Origin of the sequence: Agrobacterium tumefaciens (assembly GCF_005221325.1) — a bacterium.
GTDB lineage: Bacteria > Pseudomonadota > Alphaproteobacteria > Rhizobiales > Rhizobiaceae > Agrobacterium.
Genome location: NZ_CP039888.1, coordinates 1,074,993 through 1,090,251, shown reverse-complemented (window position 1 = coordinate 1,090,251; position 15,259 = coordinate 1,074,993). Strand labels below are relative to the sequence as shown.

13 protein-coding genes are annotated in these 15,259 nt (G+C 60.7%); 11 read left to right on the top strand and 2 right to left on the bottom strand.

Going from position 1 to position 15,259, the window contains the following annotated elements; all coding sequences use genetic code 11:
* Positions 1–53: 53 nt before the first annotated feature.
* A complete protein-coding gene (locus CFBP5499_RS05730) occupies positions 54–1,706 on the bottom strand; it encodes an acyl-CoA dehydrogenase family protein (RefSeq protein ID WP_080825249.1) in 1,653 nt (550 codons plus the stop codon).
* A gap of 366 nt (positions 1,707–2,072) precedes the next feature.
* Between CFBP5499_RS05730 and CFBP5499_RS05725 the strand changes: the two genes are divergently transcribed.
* From CFBP5499_RS05725 to dprA, 5 genes are all read left to right on the top strand, one after another.
* Complete coding sequence (locus CFBP5499_RS05725) at positions 2,073–2,504, top strand: hypothetical protein (RefSeq protein ID WP_080825250.1); 432 nt, start codon at positions 2,073–2,075, stop codon at positions 2,502–2,504.
* A 243-nt stretch (positions 2,505–2,747) separates the two neighbouring features.
* Entirely contained in the window at positions 2,748–3,689 is a 942-nt protein-coding gene (locus tag CFBP5499_RS05720; RefSeq protein WP_080827360.1) for an aspartate carbamoyltransferase catalytic subunit, read from the top strand.
* Positions 3,686–4,978: a dihydroorotase gene (locus CFBP5499_RS05715; protein WP_080825251.1), complete on the top strand. Its 1,293-nt coding sequence runs from the start codon at positions 3,686–3,688 to the stop codon at positions 4,976–4,978. Before CFBP5499_RS05720 ends, CFBP5499_RS05715 begins: the two co-directional genes overlap by 4 nt.
* Before the next feature lie 48 nt (positions 4,979–5,026).
* The gene (gene plsY / locus CFBP5499_RS05710) at positions 5,027–5,644 is read left to right on the top strand and encodes a glycerol-3-phosphate 1-O-acyltransferase PlsY (RefSeq protein ID WP_175416631.1); all 618 of its coding nucleotides are present in this window, start codon (positions 5,027–5,029) and stop codon (positions 5,642–5,644) included.
* A 22-nt stretch (positions 5,645–5,666) separates the two neighbouring features.
* Positions 5,667–6,809: a DNA-processing protein DprA gene (gene dprA / locus CFBP5499_RS05705; protein WP_080825252.1), complete on the top strand. Its 1,143-nt coding sequence runs from the start codon at positions 5,667–5,669 to the stop codon at positions 6,807–6,809.
* On the opposite strand, the gene CFBP5499_RS05700 is transcribed toward dprA, so the two are convergent.
* Positions 6,762–6,995, bottom strand: coding sequence for a hypothetical protein (locus CFBP5499_RS05700; RefSeq protein WP_080825253.1), 234 nt, complete (start codon positions 6,993–6,995; stop codon positions 6,762–6,764). The genes dprA and CFBP5499_RS05700 overlap by 48 nt on opposite strands.
* A 259-nt stretch (positions 6,996–7,254) precedes the next feature.
* Between CFBP5499_RS05700 and topA the strand changes: the two genes are divergently transcribed.
* The 6 genes from topA to rpmG all read left to right on the top strand — a co-directional run bounded on the left by topA (position 7,255) and on the right by rpmG (position 14,914).
* A complete protein-coding gene (gene topA, locus CFBP5499_RS05695; RefSeq protein WP_080825254.1) occupies positions 7,255–9,933 on the top strand; it encodes a type I DNA topoisomerase in 2,679 nt (892 codons plus the stop codon).
* Positions 9,930–12,284 (top strand): ribonuclease R, encoded by a 2,355-nt coding sequence (gene rnr, locus CFBP5499_RS05690; RefSeq protein WP_080825255.1) that lies wholly within the window; start codon positions 9,930–9,932, stop codon positions 12,282–12,284. The genes topA and rnr overlap by 4 nt, the downstream gene beginning before the upstream one ends.
* Positions 12,285–12,339: 55 nt before the next feature.
* A complete protein-coding gene (locus CFBP5499_RS05685; protein ID WP_080825256.1) occupies positions 12,340–12,783 on the top strand; it encodes a DUF983 domain-containing protein in 444 nt (147 codons plus the stop codon).
* Positions 12,784–12,845: 62 nt separating this feature from the next.
* Positions 12,846–13,472, top strand: a complete 627-nt coding sequence (locus tag CFBP5499_RS05680) for an NUDIX hydrolase (protein WP_233284189.1) — start codon at positions 12,846–12,848, stop codon at positions 13,470–13,472.
* Positions 13,473–13,489: 17 nt separating this feature from the next.
* A complete protein-coding gene (locus CFBP5499_RS05675; protein ID WP_175416764.1) occupies positions 13,490–14,656 on the top strand; it encodes an MFS transporter in 1,167 nt (388 codons plus the stop codon).
* Between the two features lie 90 nt (positions 14,657–14,746).
* Entirely contained in the window at positions 14,747–14,914 is a 168-nt protein-coding gene (rpmG, locus tag CFBP5499_RS05670; protein ID WP_003496403.1) for a 50S ribosomal protein L33, read from the top strand.
* Positions 14,915–15,259 lie beyond the last annotated feature (345 nt).

Sequence of the window (15,259 nt, the reverse complement as noted above, 5' to 3'; positions counted from 1 at the left end):
ATCCGATACCCCTCCCACAGGGACTGCAACAATGGCCCTCCACCCTTTATCGGTCAGGATGCGGGCGGATACAATAAATCGATTATATAAGTCGGATCGAAGCGGGAATCGAGCATGCCGTAAGTGTGCCGCCAGCCACCCGCGAGACGGGTTTCGAGGAAGGCATCGGCGATCTTGCCAGCGCCCAGGCGGCAAAGCTCGGCGGCAGCGGCCGCAAGCGCGAACTGCTCCACCAGCAGGCGGGCCGCTCCTTCGTCGCGTTCGGCAAGTGCGATTGCGGCGCGCAGCACGTCGGTAGTCTTCTTGCCGGCAGGTCCAAGATCGCGTTCCAGCGTCTGGAAGACGAGATCGAACAGGTCCTTGCCGCGCTGGAGAACCCGCAGCACATCCAGCGCCATGACGTTGCCGGACCCTTCCCAGATGGCGTTGACGGGCGCTTCGCGATAGTGGCGGGCAATCGGCCGCTCTTCCACGTAACCGTTGCCGCCAAGGCATTCCATGGCCTCATAGATGAGGGCGGGCGCAATCTTGCAGCACCAGTATTTGACGATGGGCGTCATGACGCGGGCATAAGCGGCTTCTGCCGGATTGTTGCGGGCGGCATCGAAGGCCGTTGCCAGCCGGAAGGAGAGTGCCGTTGCAGCCGCCACATCCAGCGCCATGTCGGCAAGAACACGCGTCATGATCGGCTGGCTGACCAGCATTTTTCCGAAAACCGAACGACCGCGAGCGTAATGCACGGCTTCGGCAAGGGAAGCTCGCATCATGCCCGCAGACGCCAGCGCGCAATCAAGCCGCGTCAGCGTCACCATGTCGAGAATGGTGCGGATGCCGCTGCCGGGATCGCCGAGCAGATAACCGAAAGCATCGGTGAATTCGACTTCGGCCGACGCATTGGAGCGGTTGCCGAGCTTGTCCTTCAGGCGCTGGAAATGCAGGCCGTTCTTGGAACCGTCTTCGAGATAACGCGGCACGAGGAAGCAGCCCATGCCGTCGCCCATCTGGGCGAGCATGACGAAACCGTCGCTCATCGGCGCGGACAGGAACCATTTGTGGCCGGACAGGCGATAGATGCCCTCGCCCACGCGCTCGGCCGTGGTGCGGTTGGCGCGCACGTCCGTACCGCCCTGCTTTTCCGTCATGCCCATGCCGACGGTCACGGCGGTTTTCTGCAGGGCCGGCTTCTGCGAGGAATCATACTTGCGCGACAGGATTTTCGGCGCCCATTCCTTCTGCACACGCGGCGAAGCCATGATGGCGGCAACCGAGGCGCTCGTCATGGTCAGCGGGCAGAGGTGGCCTGCCTCCAGCTGCGAAGTCAGGTAGAATTTCGTGGCGCGCGCCTTGTGCTCATTGCCGCGCGTATCAGGGGAATTTTCCCAGACGCTGGAATGCAGGCCTGATGACATGGAACGGCGCATCAGCGCATGCCAGGCGGGATGGAATTCCACCTGATCCAGACGCTCGCCGCGCGGGCCGTGGGTATGCAGCTGCGGCACGCCCTGATTGGCCATGCGCGCCAGCTCCTGCGCCTCATGCGAGGTAACGTAACGGCCGAGCTGGTCGTACTCGTCCCTCAGATTGCGCGACAGGCCGGAGGTGAGATCGACGATCAACGGATCGGAACGATAGGCGTTGACGCCGGACCAGAGGCTTGGCTGGTTCAGTTCGGCGAGCGATTCTTCTGTCCGGGAATTCTGGGTCATCCGCTGCTTCTAGCTGTTTTGTACTGGCATTGCATAGTGGGGTGATATTGCATAATTCCACCCACAGGAAGCGATTGAGACGATTAAGCCGCCGCTTTCAGCATTTTTCGGGAGTGACCCTGATTTAGGTGTCCGGCAGGGAGAATGCCAGACACGTTTCCGGCAAGCCAGGGCGATGGCACGGCTTATATTTCGAGAACCGGGCGTAAATATCACCAGATTCTCCATGTCTGCAGCGGCCGGTCGATCTCGTTTTACATACGCCATCGTGTTCATTCTGCTTAATCCGCCACTGATTTGGAACTGGAACCTGCGACAGGCTTTCTTGGTTGGCGACGTGTTGACAGCCTGCACAGGGAGGAAGCCATGGAGGCCAGCGCAAGAAAACTCTTCGAACGATATGAGAGATTTTTCAACAAGTCCCTCAAAGGTGACATGAATATGGAGGAAGTTGCCTCCCTCTACGCCTCCGATTTCATCGCCGCATCCCCTGCCGGGGTGATGACCGGAAAGAATGATGACCACCTGAAGCAGGTCATGACGAAGAGCTACGAGCGCTATCGGGCTATAGGAACGAAGGAGATGAGGATACGCGGCATCCGTATCTCGCCCATCGATGAACATCATTGCGTCGCCCATGTCGCCTGGACGGCGACCTTCGTCCGCAAGGGGCAACGGGATGTCGCGATCGATTTCGATGTTCACTACTTCGTACAGGAGCTGAACGGGCCGCCGAAAGTTTTCGGCTGGGCGTCAGGCGACGAGCAGGCGCTATTAAAAAAGCACGGCATCGTCTGACACGCACCCGTCCCATCACCGCCCACCGAAATAAGGATATCGAGGGTTGGGGAAACATCGTCGTGTTTTCATTTCACGGGCCGCTGGCGCTTGCTCCTGCGCCGAGCAATCTCTATAGAGCGCAGGACCGAATTCCGCGGCACTCCTGAGGCGAGTTCACAGCGAATGGAGCGCACGGATCAGCATTCGGGCGTTCCGGGCATTTTCACGGGAAAATGCGGCGCCCGTCAGGAGGCAAACCGCATGGTCTTCTTCCCCCATCGCCATCTCCTCGGCATCAAGGGGCTTTCCCATCAGGATATCACCCTGCTTCTCGACAAGGCCGACGAGGCGGTGAAAATCAGCCGCCAGCGCGAGAAAAAGACCTCGACGCTGAGGGGCCTCACGCAGATCAACCTGTTCTTCGAAGCCTCGACGCGAACGCAATCCTCCTTCGAGCTTGCCGGAAAGCGCCTTGGCGCGGATGTGATGAACATGTCGGTCGGCAATTCCTCGGTGAAGAAGGGCGAAACGCTGATCGACACGGCGATGACGCTCAACGCCATGCACCCGGATGTGCTGGTGGTGCGCCACTCCTCCGCAGGGGCCGCAGCGCTTCTGGCGCAAAAGGTCGGCTGCTCCGTGGTCAATGCCGGTGACGGCCAGCACGAGCACCCGACACAGGCGCTGCTCGACGCGCTGACCATCCGCCGCGCCAAGGGCGAGCTTTCGGGTATCACGGTGGCGATATGCGGCGACGTGCTGCATTCGCGCGTCGCCCGCTCCAATATCATTCTTCTCAACCAGATGGGCGCGCGCGTGCGCGTCGTCGCCCCCGCAACGCTTCTTCCCTCCGGCATTCGCGACATGAGCGTGGAAGTTTTCCACGACATGAAGGAGGGGCTTAAGGATGCCGATGTGGTGATGATGCTGCGCCTGCAGCGCGAGCGCATGTCCGGCTCCTTCGTGCCTTCGGTGCGCGAATATTTCCATTATTACGGTCTGGATGCCGAAAAGCTGAAGGCGGCGAAGGAAGATGCATTGGTCATGCATCCCGGCCCGATGAACCGCGGCGTGGAAATCGCCTCCGAAGTGGCAGACGGTCCGCAGAGCGTCATCGAAAGTCAGGTGGAAATGGGGGTTGCCGTGCGTATGGCGGTCATGGAAACCCTGCTTGTCTCGCAAAATCAGGGTGAGCGCGTATGAGTGCCGTGACCGTTCTCAAGAACCTCCGCATCGTCGATCCCTCCCGCAATCTGGATGAGACCGGCAGCATCGTCATCGGAGCCGATGGCACCATTCTCGCAGCCGGCAAGGATGCGCACAATCAAGGCGCGCCTGAGGGTGCGACGGTGCGCGACTGCAAGGGTGTGATAGCCGTTCCCGGTCTGGTGGATGCCCGCGTCTTTGTCGGCGAACCGGGCGGAGAACACCGCGAGACCATTGAATCCGCTTCACGCGCGGCAGCGGCCGGCGGCGTCACCAGCATTATCGTCATGCCGGATACCGATCCTGTTATCGATGACATCGCGCTTGTCGAATATGTGAAGAAGACCGCGCGCGACAAGGCAATCGTCAACGTCCACCCGGCAGCGGCCCTCACCAAGGGCCTCCGTGGCGAGGAAATGACCGAATTCGGCATGTTGAAGGAAGCCGGTGCGGTTGCTTTTACCAACGGCCGCAAGGCGCTTTCCGACACGCTGGTGCTGCGCCGCGCCATGACCTATGCCCGCGAACTGGGTGCCGTCATCGCACTCGAGACCCGCGATAAATATATCGGCGGCGGTGACATGAATGAGGGGCTTTTCGCAAGCTGGCTCGGGCTGTCAGGCGTTCCCAAAGAAGCCGAGATCATTCCGCTGGAGCGTGACCTGCGCATTGCCGGTCTGACGCAGGCGATCTACCACGCCGCCAAGATTTCCGTGCCGGAATCGGCCGAAGCGATCCGTGTCGCCCGGCAGCGGGGCGTGAAAGCCACCTGCGGTATATCGATCAACCATCTGACGCTGAACGAAAACGATATCGGCGAGTATCGCACCTTCTTCAAGCTTTCCCCGCCGCTGCGCGCCGAAGACGATCGCAAGGCGATGGTGGAAGCGCTGAAGGACGGCACGATCGATATCATCGTCTCCTCGCACGACCCGCAGGATGTCGACACCAAGCGCCTGCCGTTTTCGGATGCGGCGAGCGGCGCGGTGGGGCTGGAAACCATGCTGGCGGCGGCGCTGCGTCTGCACCATAGCGGCGAGGTTCCGCTGATGCGGCTGATCGATGCGCTTTCCACCCGTCCAGCGAAGATTTTCGGATTGGATGCGGGAACGCTGCAAGTCGGTGCGAAGGCCGATATCACCCTGATCGATCTCGATGAGCCATGGCTCGTGTCGAAGGAACAACTGCTCTCGAAATCCAAGAACACGCCGTTCGAGGATGCCCGTTTCAGTGGCCGTGCCGTCGCCACTTATGTGGCTGGCAAAGCCGTTCATTCCTTGGCATAAGATCACCAATAGAGATCACGCGGGCAGCGCGACAGAGGGGACGTTTGAATGAGTGCTTTGACTGACTGGCAGACGGCGCCTGCCCTTCTCGCGCTGGCGGCGCTTATTGGTTATCTGTTCGGCTCCATCCCCTTCGGCCTCATTCTCACCCGCATGGCGGGGCTGGGTGACGTACGCAAGATCGGCTCCGGCAATATCGGCGCGACCAACGTACTGCGCACCGGCAACAAGAAGCTCGCCGCCGCAACCCTGCTGCTCGACGCGCTGAAGGGTACGGCGGCGGTTCTGGTTGCCAATGCGCTCTGGGGTTACGAAGCCTCGCTGGTCGCCGGCTTCTTCGCCTTTCTCGGTCACCTGTTTCCGGTGTGGCTCGGCTTCAAGGGCGGCAAGGGTGTCGCGACCTATATCGGCGTGCTTCTCGGTGCCGCGCCCCTGATGATGCTGGCCTTTGCGCTGATCTGGATCGCGACCGCATTTATCACCCGCTATTCGTCGCTTTCGGCACTCGTGGCCATGGTCATCATTCCCGTGGCGCTCTGGGTGCTTGGCCCGGAAAAGACGGCGATGCTGGTGACGCTGCTCAGCGTGATTTCCTGGTGGAAACACCGGGAGAATATCGCGCGTCTGCTGGCAGGCACCGAAAGCAGGATCGGTCAAAAGGGCTGAGCCCCAATATTGAGGACAAGCCATGCCGCATGAGGAAACAACACGGCAGGGCATAGAGCTTTCCGCGCGGCAGCGGGTCGCGTGGCTGAGGCTGATCCGCAGCGATAATATCGGTCCCGTTACCTTCCGAGAACTTATCAATCATTTCGGCAGCGCCGAAAAGGCGCTCGACGCCCTGCCCGAGCTTTCGCGGCGCGGTGGTTCCTCGCGCAGCCCGCGCATTGCCACGCAGGCGGAAGCGGAAGGCGAGATCGAAACCGCGGACAAATTCGGCGCGCGTTTCGTCGGCATCGGCGAGCCGGATTATCCGCCCGCCCTGCGTCATATGGATGGCGCGCCGCCGCTGATCGCCATGAAGGGATCGGCGGATGCGGCGACAAGAGCCTGCGTCGGCATCGTCGGTTCGCGCAACGCCTCCATCAACGGCGCGAAATTCGCTGCCATGCTGGCACGCGATTGTGGACGGGCCGGTTATACGATTGCATCAGGGTTAGCGCGGGGCATCGATGCGGCAGCGCACAGGGCAAGCCTTGCAACCGGCACGGTGGCGATGCTGGCCGGCGGTCTCGACCGTCCCTACCCGCAGGAAAATTTCGGGCTTCTGCAGGAGATATATGATCGGGGCGGCGCGACGATCAGCGAGATGCCCTTTGGCTGGGAGCCGCGCGCTCGCGATTTTCCGCGCCGCAACCGGTTGATCGCGGGTGTTTCGCTTGGCGTCGTCATCGTGGAGGCGGCGGAGCGTTCGGGTTCGCTGATCACGGCGCGGCTTGCCGGCGAAGCGGGACGGTTGGTTTTTGCCGTGCCCGGCTCCCCGCTCGATGCTCGCTGTGAAGGCACCAACCGGCTGATCAAGGAAGGCGCCATGCTGACCACGGGCGCTGCCGATATTCTCGAAGCGATGCGACCGCTGATGGAGCCGCAATTGCCCTATGACCGCAAAATCGAGGAACCGAGATCCGACACGGAGATGTCACCACCGGGGGACGACGAGCGCAGCATCATCGCCGCCGCTCTCGGTCCCTCGCCCGTGGAAACGGACGATATCATCCGTCACACAGGTTTTTCCGCTGCAACCGTTCATCTGGTGCTGCTGGAGCTTGATATTGCCGGACGTCTAAACCGGCACGCCGGGGGGCGCGTTTCGCTGTTCGTCGCGGATTGACAGTTTGCGCCGGCCGCTCTGGATATCGCCGACTTCGACATAGGCCATCTCGATCAGGTAACACAGCATGTCCGCGCCCTCGCGGCTGGCGACCTGGCGCAGCTCCGCCAGCATCTGGCGAATGTATGCCAAGCTCTCTCTGGTCCCCTCATTATCGGCATTATTGTTTGTCGCGTTCGGGACCATATATTTATCCTGGAAATTCAGACTGAAACGGGGAGCATTAAGTCGATTCAAATGATGTTGCCCATCATAACCAATTTACCAAAGATTGCAATACAACAATAGATTATCCATAGGTTGCAGTGGCCTGGAAGCGAGAAAATCGGGCTTGCCTCTTGACCAGCGGGCATTACCTGTCCATGTCGAATTATAAAGAAGGCCAATTGCGGCACCGCGCCGTGACCGGGGCCACGTTAACGGACCAGTTCCAGAGAAGAACAATATGAATGTCGTTGTCGTAGAATCTCCTGCCAAAGCCAAGACGATCAACAAGTATCTTGGTTCGGGCTATAAGGTTCTTGCATCCTTTGGCCATGTCAGAGACCTTCCTGCCAAGGACGGATCGGTGCTGCCCGACCAGGATTTCGAAATGTCCTGGGAAGTCGACAGCGCGTCCGCCAAACGCATGAAAGATATTGCCGATGCGGTAAAATCCTCCGACGGCCTCTTTCTCGCAACCGACCCGGATCGCGAAGGCGAGGCCATTTCCTGGCACGTTCTCGATCTTTTGAAGAAGAAGCGCGTTCTCGGTGACAAGCCGGTGAAGCGCGTGGTCTTCAACGCCATCACCAAGAAGGCGGTTCTGGACGCCATGGCTAACCCGCGCGACATCGACGTGCCGCTGGTCGATGCCTATCTCGCCCGCCGCGCGCTCGATTATCTCGTTGGCTTCAACCTCTCCCCCGTTCTGTGGCGCAAGCTGCCGGGCGCGCGTTCCGCCGGTCGTGTTCAGTCTGTGGCGCTTCGTCTCGTCTGCGACCGTGAATCCGAGATCGAGCGTTTCGTCTCCGAAGAATACTGGAACATCAGCGCGCTTTTAAAGACACCGCGCGGTGACGAATTCGAGGCCAAGCTGGTTTCGGCCGATGGCAAGCGGCTGCAAAGCCGCGGGATCAAGACCGGCGAAGATGCAAACCGGCTGAAGACACTGCTGGAAGGCGCGACATATGTAGTGGATACGGTCGAGGCCAAGCCCGTCAAGCGTAATCCCGGCCCGCCCTTCACCACCTCGACGCTTCAGCAGGCCGCGTCTTCGCGCATGAGCTTTGGTGCCTCGCGGACGATGCAGGTGGCGCAGAAGCTTTATGAAGGCATCGATATCGGCGGAGAAACCGTCGGCCTGATCACCTATATGCGTACCGACGGTGTGCAGATGGCCCCGGAGGCGATCGATGCCGCCCGCAGCGCCATCGGCGAGCAGTTCGGTGATCGTTACGTGCCGGAAAAGGCGCGCTTTTACTCCACCAAGGCCAAGAACGCCCAGGAAGCGCATGAGGCGATCCGCCCGACTGATTTCAACCGCACGCCGGATCAGGTGAAGCGTTATCTCGATGCCGATCAGCTGCGTCTTTACGACCTGATCTGGAAGCGCGGCATCGCCAGCCAGATGGCGTCAGCCGAAATCGAGCGGACCACTGTGGAAATCCTCGCGGATAAGAACGGCGAGAAGGCCGGCCTTCGTGCCGTTGGCTCGGTGATCCGTTTTGACGGTTTCATCGCCGCCTATACCGACCAGAAGGAAGATGGCGAGCAGAGCGACGACGGTGACGACGAAGGCCGTCTGCCGCAGATCAATGCGCGCGAGAACCTCGCCAAGCAGAAGATCAATGCCAGCCAGCACTTCACCGAACCGCCGCCGCGCTATTCGGAAGCCTCGCTCATCAAGAAGATGGAAGAACTCGGCATCGGCCGTCCTTCCACCTATGCGGCGACGTTGAAGACGCTGAGCGACCGCGAATATATCGTCGTCGATAAGCGCAAGCTGATCCCGCATTCGCGCGGACGGCTGGTGACGGCTTTCCTCGAAAGCTTCTTCACCAAATATGTCGAATACGATTTCACCGCAGCGCTTGAAGAAAAGCTCGACCGCATTTCCGCCGGCGAGCTGGACTGGAAGCAGGTGCTGCGCGATTTCTGGAAGGATTTCTTCGCCCAGATCGAAGACACCAAGGAACTGCGCGTTACCAATGTGCTTGATGCGCTGAACGAAGTTCTGGCGCCGCTGGTCTTCCCGAAGCGCGAGGACGGGTCCGATCCACGCATCTGTCAGGTTTGCGGCACCGGCAATCTCTCGCTGAAGCTCGGCAAATACGGCGCTTTCGTCGGTTGCTCCAACTATCCGGAATGCAACTACACCCGCCAGCTGACCTCCGACGGTGCGGAAGCGGACGCTGCGGCATCGAACGAGCCGAAAGCACTCGGTGCCGACCCGATGACCGGCGAAGAGCTGACATTGCGCTCCGGCCGTTTCGGACCCTATATCCAGCGCGGCGATGGCAAGGAAGCCAAGCGTTCCTCGCTGCCCAAGGGCTGGAAGCCTGAGGATATCGACCACGAAAAGGCGCTGGCGCTCATCAACCTGCCGCGCGACATCGGCAAGCACCCGGAGACGGCCAAGATGATCTCCGCCGGCCTCGGTCGCTATGGGCCGTTCCTTTTGCATGATGGCTCCTATGCCAATCTGGAAAGCATCGAGGACGTGTTCTCGATCGGTCTCAACCGTGCCGTGACTGTGATTGCCGAAAAGCAGAGCAAGGGACCAGGCCGCAGCGGCACGCCGGCGGCGCTGAAAGAGCTGGGCGACCATCCCGATGGCGGTGCTATCACCGTCCGCGACGGGCGTTATGGCGCTTACGTCAACTGGGGCAAGGTCAACGCCACCATTCCGAAGGGGCAGGACCCGACATCGGTGACGCTCGATGAGGCGCTGGTTCTGATTGCCGAGCGCATTGCCAAGACCGGCACCGGCGGCAAGCCTGCCAAGGCCAAGAAGACCACCGCCAAGAAAGCAGATGGTGAAGCAGCGGCGAAGCCGAAGGCCACCAAGGCCAAGGCGGCAACCAAGAGCAAGACGGCCGCCAAGCCGAAGGCTGCGGCCAAACCCAAGAAGGCAGCAGAGTGAGCAAGACGCCGCGTCAGAGACAGGGTTCCGCCAGCGACGGTTTCGGACGCACCGGGCGCGGCAAGCGGGTGAGCGAAGGTGAAGGCATCATCCATGGCGAGGTGCCTTCCCGCGAAGTGCTGCTGAAATTCATCGCCGACCATCCGCAGCAGGCCTCAAAACGCGAAATCGCCAAGGCTTTTGGCCTCAAGGGCGAAAACCGCGTTGTCCTGAAAGCGCTGCTGAAGGAACTTGAAACCGATGGCATGGTGCACAAGAGCCGCAAGTCGCTGACGCGGCCGGGCGGCCTGCCCCCCGTCACGGTTCTCGACATCACCACGCGTGACAAGGACGGCGAATTGATCGGCCGGCCGGCGGAATGGCCGGAGGATATGGGCGCGGCACCGGCCGTTCTCATCCGCCAGTCTTCGCAGGATCGCGGCAAGAAGGCGCCGGCCGCCGGTCTCGGCGACCGCATTCTGGCAAAGATTTTCCCTTCGAAAGAAAGCGTCGGCCCGGCCTATACGGCGCGTGTCGTCAAGCTGATCGACCGTCGCCAGAACGCTTTGCTCGGCGTGTTCAAGCAGACGGAAGGCGGCGGCGGACGGCTAATGCCAATCGACCGGCGTGGTGAGGAAATGGTCATCGACCCCGATGGCGTCGGCGATGCCAAGGATGGCGATCTGATCGAGGTGGAAACCTCGCGCAACAGCGGCCGTTACGGCCTGACGCGCGCGAAGGTTCTCTCCGTCGTCGGCTCTGTCGCCTCGGAAAAGGCGATCTCGATGATCGCGATTTATGCCCATGGCATTCCGCATATCTTCCCGCCGAACGTTCTGGCGGAAGCGGATGCGGCCAAGGCGGCGACCATGTCGCACCGCGAGGACTGGCGCGACCTGCCGCTCATCACCATCGATCCGGCCGATGCCAAGGACCATGACGACGCGGTCTATGCCGAGCCGGACACTTCGCCCGATAATCCTGACGGCGTCATCGTCACCGTCGCGATTGCCGATGTCTCCTGGTATGTGCGGCCGGGCGCGCCGCTCGACCGCGAGGCGCTGAAGCGTGGCAACTCGGTCTATTTCCCTGATCGTGTCGTGCCGATGCTGCCGGAGCGTATTTCCAACGATCTCTGCTCGCTGAAGGAAGGCGTTGACCGTCCTGCCCTTGCCGTGCGGATGACCTTCTCGAAGGAAGGCCGCAAAGCGGGCCATACTTTCCATCGCATCATGATGAAGAGTGCCGCCAAGCTCTCCTACCAGCAGGCACAGGCGGCCATTGACGGCAAGCCTGACGACAAGACAGGGCCGCTGCTGGAGCCGATCCTGAAGCCACTTTGGCACGCCTATGAGGTGATGAAGCGCGGCCGCGACCGTCGCCAGCCGCTGGAACTCGACATGCCGGAGCGCAAGATTCAGCTGCGACCGGACGGCACGGTGGACAAGGTCGTCATTCCCGAGCGCCTCGATGCGCACAAGCTGATCGAAGAAATGATGATCCAGGCGAATGTCGCCGCCGCCGAGACGCTGGAAAAGAAAAAGCAGCCGCTGGTCTACCGCGTCCACGATGCGCCGACGCTTTCCAAGCAGGAGGTGCTGCGCGAATTCCTTGGCACCATCGGCATTTCAATGGCCAAGGGTGTGGCTATGCGCGCCAATTCCTTCAACGGCATTCTGGCACGCGCGCTCGACACGCCGCATCAGATCATGGTCAATGAGATGGTGCTGCGCAGCCAGAGCCAGGCGATCTACAGTCCTGACAATATCGGCCATTTCGGCCTCAACCTGATGAAATATGCGCATTTCACGTCGCCGATCCGCCGTTATGCCGATCTTATCGTGCATCGCGCACTGGTGGGGTCGCTCGGCCTCGGTGAAGGCGGCATCACGCCGCAGGAAGAAGCGACGCTCGACGATATCGCCGCCGAAATCTCGACCTTCGAGCGCCGCGCCATGGCGGCCGAGCGCGACACCATCAACCGGCTGATCGCGCACCATCTCTCCGAACGGGTAGGCGAGGAATTCGAGGGCCGCGTCGGAGGTGTCACTAAGGCGGGACTATTTGTCGCGCTTCCGCAGTTTGGCGCTGATGGATTTGTTCCTATATCTACACTCGGAACGGATTATTTCCTTTACGATGAAGCCCATCAGGCTCTGACAGGGGAAAAGACCGGTCTCGGTTATCAGCTTGGCGACACGGTTCAGGTGCGGCTTGCAGAAGCGGTGCCTCTCGCAGGCGCGTTGCGTTTTGAAATGTTGAGCCCGGGGCGTAAGATGCCGGTCGGCTCGCGGTCGTTCCACAAGGCAGGCCGGCGGACATCGCGTCCTGGCGCGAAGCCCGGGACACGGCCGCCCAGAGGGCGACGGTAGGACGACGCTAACAAGACCGCGACAAGCGGTTTAAGAAAGGGAGAAGGACTTAAGGATGAGTGCACATCAGGGCTCGGAAACGGTCACCTTCGGAGACAGCAGCGCGGAGAGGCCGCTTGGCCGCTCGATCATGCGGGGCATGGCCAACCGCTGCCCGGCCTGCGGCAGCGGCCGCCTGTTCCGGGCCTTCCTGAAGCCAGTGGATGCCTGTGCGGCCTGCGGCGAGGAAATGCATCATCACCGTTCGGACGACCTGCCGCCTTATATTTCCATCGTCATCATCGGCCATATCGCCGTTGGCGGCTTCATGATGACGGATTTGGTCTTAAACATTCCGATGTGGGCGCATTTCGCCATCTGGGTGCCGATCACCATTCTCGCCGCACTTTTGACACTGCAACCCATCAAGGGCGGCGTGATCGGCCTGCAATGGGCGCTGCGGATGCACGGCTTCGACCGAAAACAACCAAAAGCGCAGATAGACGGCTCTTCTCACTGACCGTGGGCGAGACCTTGCATGAGCCTCAGCGCTCCCGGGATGCGGAGACTGTGAGCGCGCCTCTGCGGCCGCGTGATGCCGCCTCCCTCATCCTGTTCGACCGTTCCGCCCCGCAGCTCAGGGTGCTGATGGGTCAACGCAGCAGCGCCCACGTCTTCATGCCGGGCGCTTACGTGTTTCCGGGCGGCAAACGTGATCCGCGCGACCATGCGCTGCCCTTTTCCGGCGATCTGCATCCCGCCGTCCTCCACAAACTCACCGCTTCCGCAGCGCGCCGTCTCAGTGCTGCCGGCGCAAGGGCGCTGGCGCTTGCGGCAGCGCGCGAGCTTTTCGAGGAAACGGGCGTGGATCTCGGATTGGGCGCCGAGGGTCCGGATCTTTCCCGTTTCAGATATGTCGCACGCGCCATCACGCCGCCTGGCAACGTGCGGCGCTACGACACGCGATTCTTCTGCTGTTATACCGACGAGTTGGGGCTCGATATCCGGCTAACCCGTGATTCCGATGAACTCTCCAACGTGCAATGGCTTGACATGACAGACCTTTCCGGTCTGAACATGCCCAAAATCACGCGTACGGTTCTCGAAGATGTCACAAAACTCATGATAGGTGATCCCTCACTGCCCTTTGAAAGCCCCGCGCGGCTCTATGTCACGCGCCACGGCCGGTTCATTCGAGACTTTGTATAAAGGCCGTCATGTCACAAATGAAATGCGAAGAAGCGGACGCCATCCACTGGCCCTCACTGATCGCCGCGATTTCCGCCATCAGTGCAGTCGGTGTCGCCATCGGCCTCGGGTTGCCGCTCCTGTCGATCATTCTTGAGAAGCGCGGCATCTCCTCGACCATGATCGGGGTGAATTCGGCGATGGCCGGCGTCGCTGCCATGATGGCGGCTCCGGTCACCACCAAGATCGCCCATGATTTCGGCGTGGCGCGAACCATGCTGCTCGCCGTGATTATTTCGGCGCTGAGCGCGCTCTGTTTTTATTTCGCCGATGCCTTCTGGATGTGGTTTCCGCTGCGAATCGTTTTCCACGGCGCCACCACCACTCTGTTCATTCTCTCCGAATACTGGATCAACATGACCGCGCCGCCGAAAAAACGCGGCATGGTTCTCGGCATCTACGCCACCGGCCTCGCAGTCGGTTTCGCCGTTGGTCCGCTGCTGTTCTCCGTCGTGGGCAGCGAAGGCATCCTGCCCTTTATCGTTGGAGCGGCGATCATCCTTCTGGCCGCCATTCCCATCTTCATGGCGCGCGGCGAAAGCCCGGAACTGGACGAGCGGCCCAATCACCATTTCATCCGTTACGTCTGGCTGGTGCCAATGGCATCGGCCGCAGCTTTCGTGTTCGGGTCCGTGCAGGCAGGTGGCCTGTCGCTCTTTCCCATCTACGCCACCCGTGAGGGTTTCAACGAATCGCAGGCAGCACTTCTGCTGACGGTGATGGGAATCGGCAATATGGTGTTCCAGATACCGATCGGCCTGCTTTCCGACCGGCTGAAGGATCGGCGCACCATGCTCGCCCTGATGGCCTTTGCGGGCGTTTGCGGCACGCTGGCGCTGCCTTTCCTGGTCGAGAGCTGGATTCTCGTGGCGGCGCTGCTGCTGTTCTGGGGTGGCCTCGTCTCCGGCATGTATACTGTGGGCCTCACCCACCTCGGCTCGCGGCTTAAAGGTGCCGATCTGGTCTCCGCCAATGCCGCCTTTATCTTCTGTTACGCCATGGGTACGATCGCCGGACCGCAGGCCGTCGGTATTTCCATGGATGTTGCGGGCACTGACGGTTTCGCCTGGGCACTTGCCGTATTTTTCGGGCTTTACGTGGTGCTTTATGGGTTCCGTTTTGTTTTCCGGGCAAAACAGACTTGACTTTTTGGGCGCGATACGTAGTTTCGCGCCAGATTTAGCCGAGGTGAGAAGCGCCTGCGGCTTCTCTTTTGTTTATAAGGCAGGACGACCATGGCGAAAGCTACAACGATCAAGATCAAGCTGCTGTCGACAGCCGACACCGGTACCTTCTACGTCACGACCAAGAACAGCCGTACGTTCACGGACAAGATGACGAAGACGAAGTACGACCCGGTCGTACGCAAGCACGTTGAATTCAAGGAAACCAAGATCAAGTAATTTCTTGATCGGTTCTCCGGCAAATAGCGCGCCCCATGGGCGCGTTTTTTGTTTGTGCCGAAGGAACAGAGGCCGCAACGACGCTCTTCGCACCCAGAGGCTTCCCTATCCTGGAAATAAGGGCGTGACATCGCTGCTGCCCCAGGCAAAGCACGCGCGGCACTGACGGGCATGAGCCTGCCGCCCGCTCAAACACACGATCGCCAAGATATATATATCCGCAGGCATTCACAAAGGCTGCTCCGGGCAACCCCTGCCCTATATTCCCTACCTCCGTGTCGCGTCGCACAGCTCTGCACAGGAACCGGCAGGAAACCGGCACCTCGCAAAACACGCGCGCCATCA

Bases quoted from the DNA above. Each gene is read 5' to 3' on its own strand.
- CFBP5499_RS05730 (WP_080825249.1), bottom strand. From the start codon at position 1,706: ATGACCCAGAATTCCCGGACAGAAGAATCGCTCGCCGAACTGAACCAG.
- CFBP5499_RS05700 (WP_080825253.1), bottom strand. From the start codon at position 6,995: ATGGTCCCGAACGCGACAAACAATAATGCCGATAATGAGGGGACCAGA.
- dprA (WP_080825252.1), top strand. From the start codon at position 5,667: ATGCCGCATGAGGAAACAACACGGCAGGGCATAGAGCTTTCCGCGCGG.
- CFBP5499_RS05685 (WP_080825256.1), top strand. From the start codon at position 12,340: ATGAGTGCACATCAGGGCTCGGAAACGGTCACCTTCGGAGACAGCAGC.
- CFBP5499_RS05725 (WP_080825250.1), top strand. From the start codon at position 2,073: ATGGAGGCCAGCGCAAGAAAACTCTTCGAACGATATGAGAGATTTTTC.
- CFBP5499_RS05675 (WP_175416764.1), top strand. From the start codon at position 13,490: ATGAAATGCGAAGAAGCGGACGCCATCCACTGGCCCTCACTGATCGCC.
- topA (WP_080825254.1), top strand. From the start codon at position 7,255: ATGAATGTCGTTGTCGTAGAATCTCCTGCCAAAGCCAAGACGATCAAC.
- CFBP5499_RS05720 (WP_080827360.1), top strand. From the start codon at position 2,748: ATGGTCTTCTTCCCCCATCGCCATCTCCTCGGCATCAAGGGGCTTTCC.
- CFBP5499_RS05715 (WP_080825251.1), top strand. From the start codon at position 3,686: ATGAGTGCCGTGACCGTTCTCAAGAACCTCCGCATCGTCGATCCCTCC.
- plsY (WP_175416631.1), top strand. From the start codon at position 5,027: ATGAGTGCTTTGACTGACTGGCAGACGGCGCCTGCCCTTCTCGCGCTG.
- rpmG (WP_003496403.1), top strand. From the start codon at position 14,747: ATGGCGAAAGCTACAACGATCAAGATCAAGCTGCTGTCGACAGCCGAC.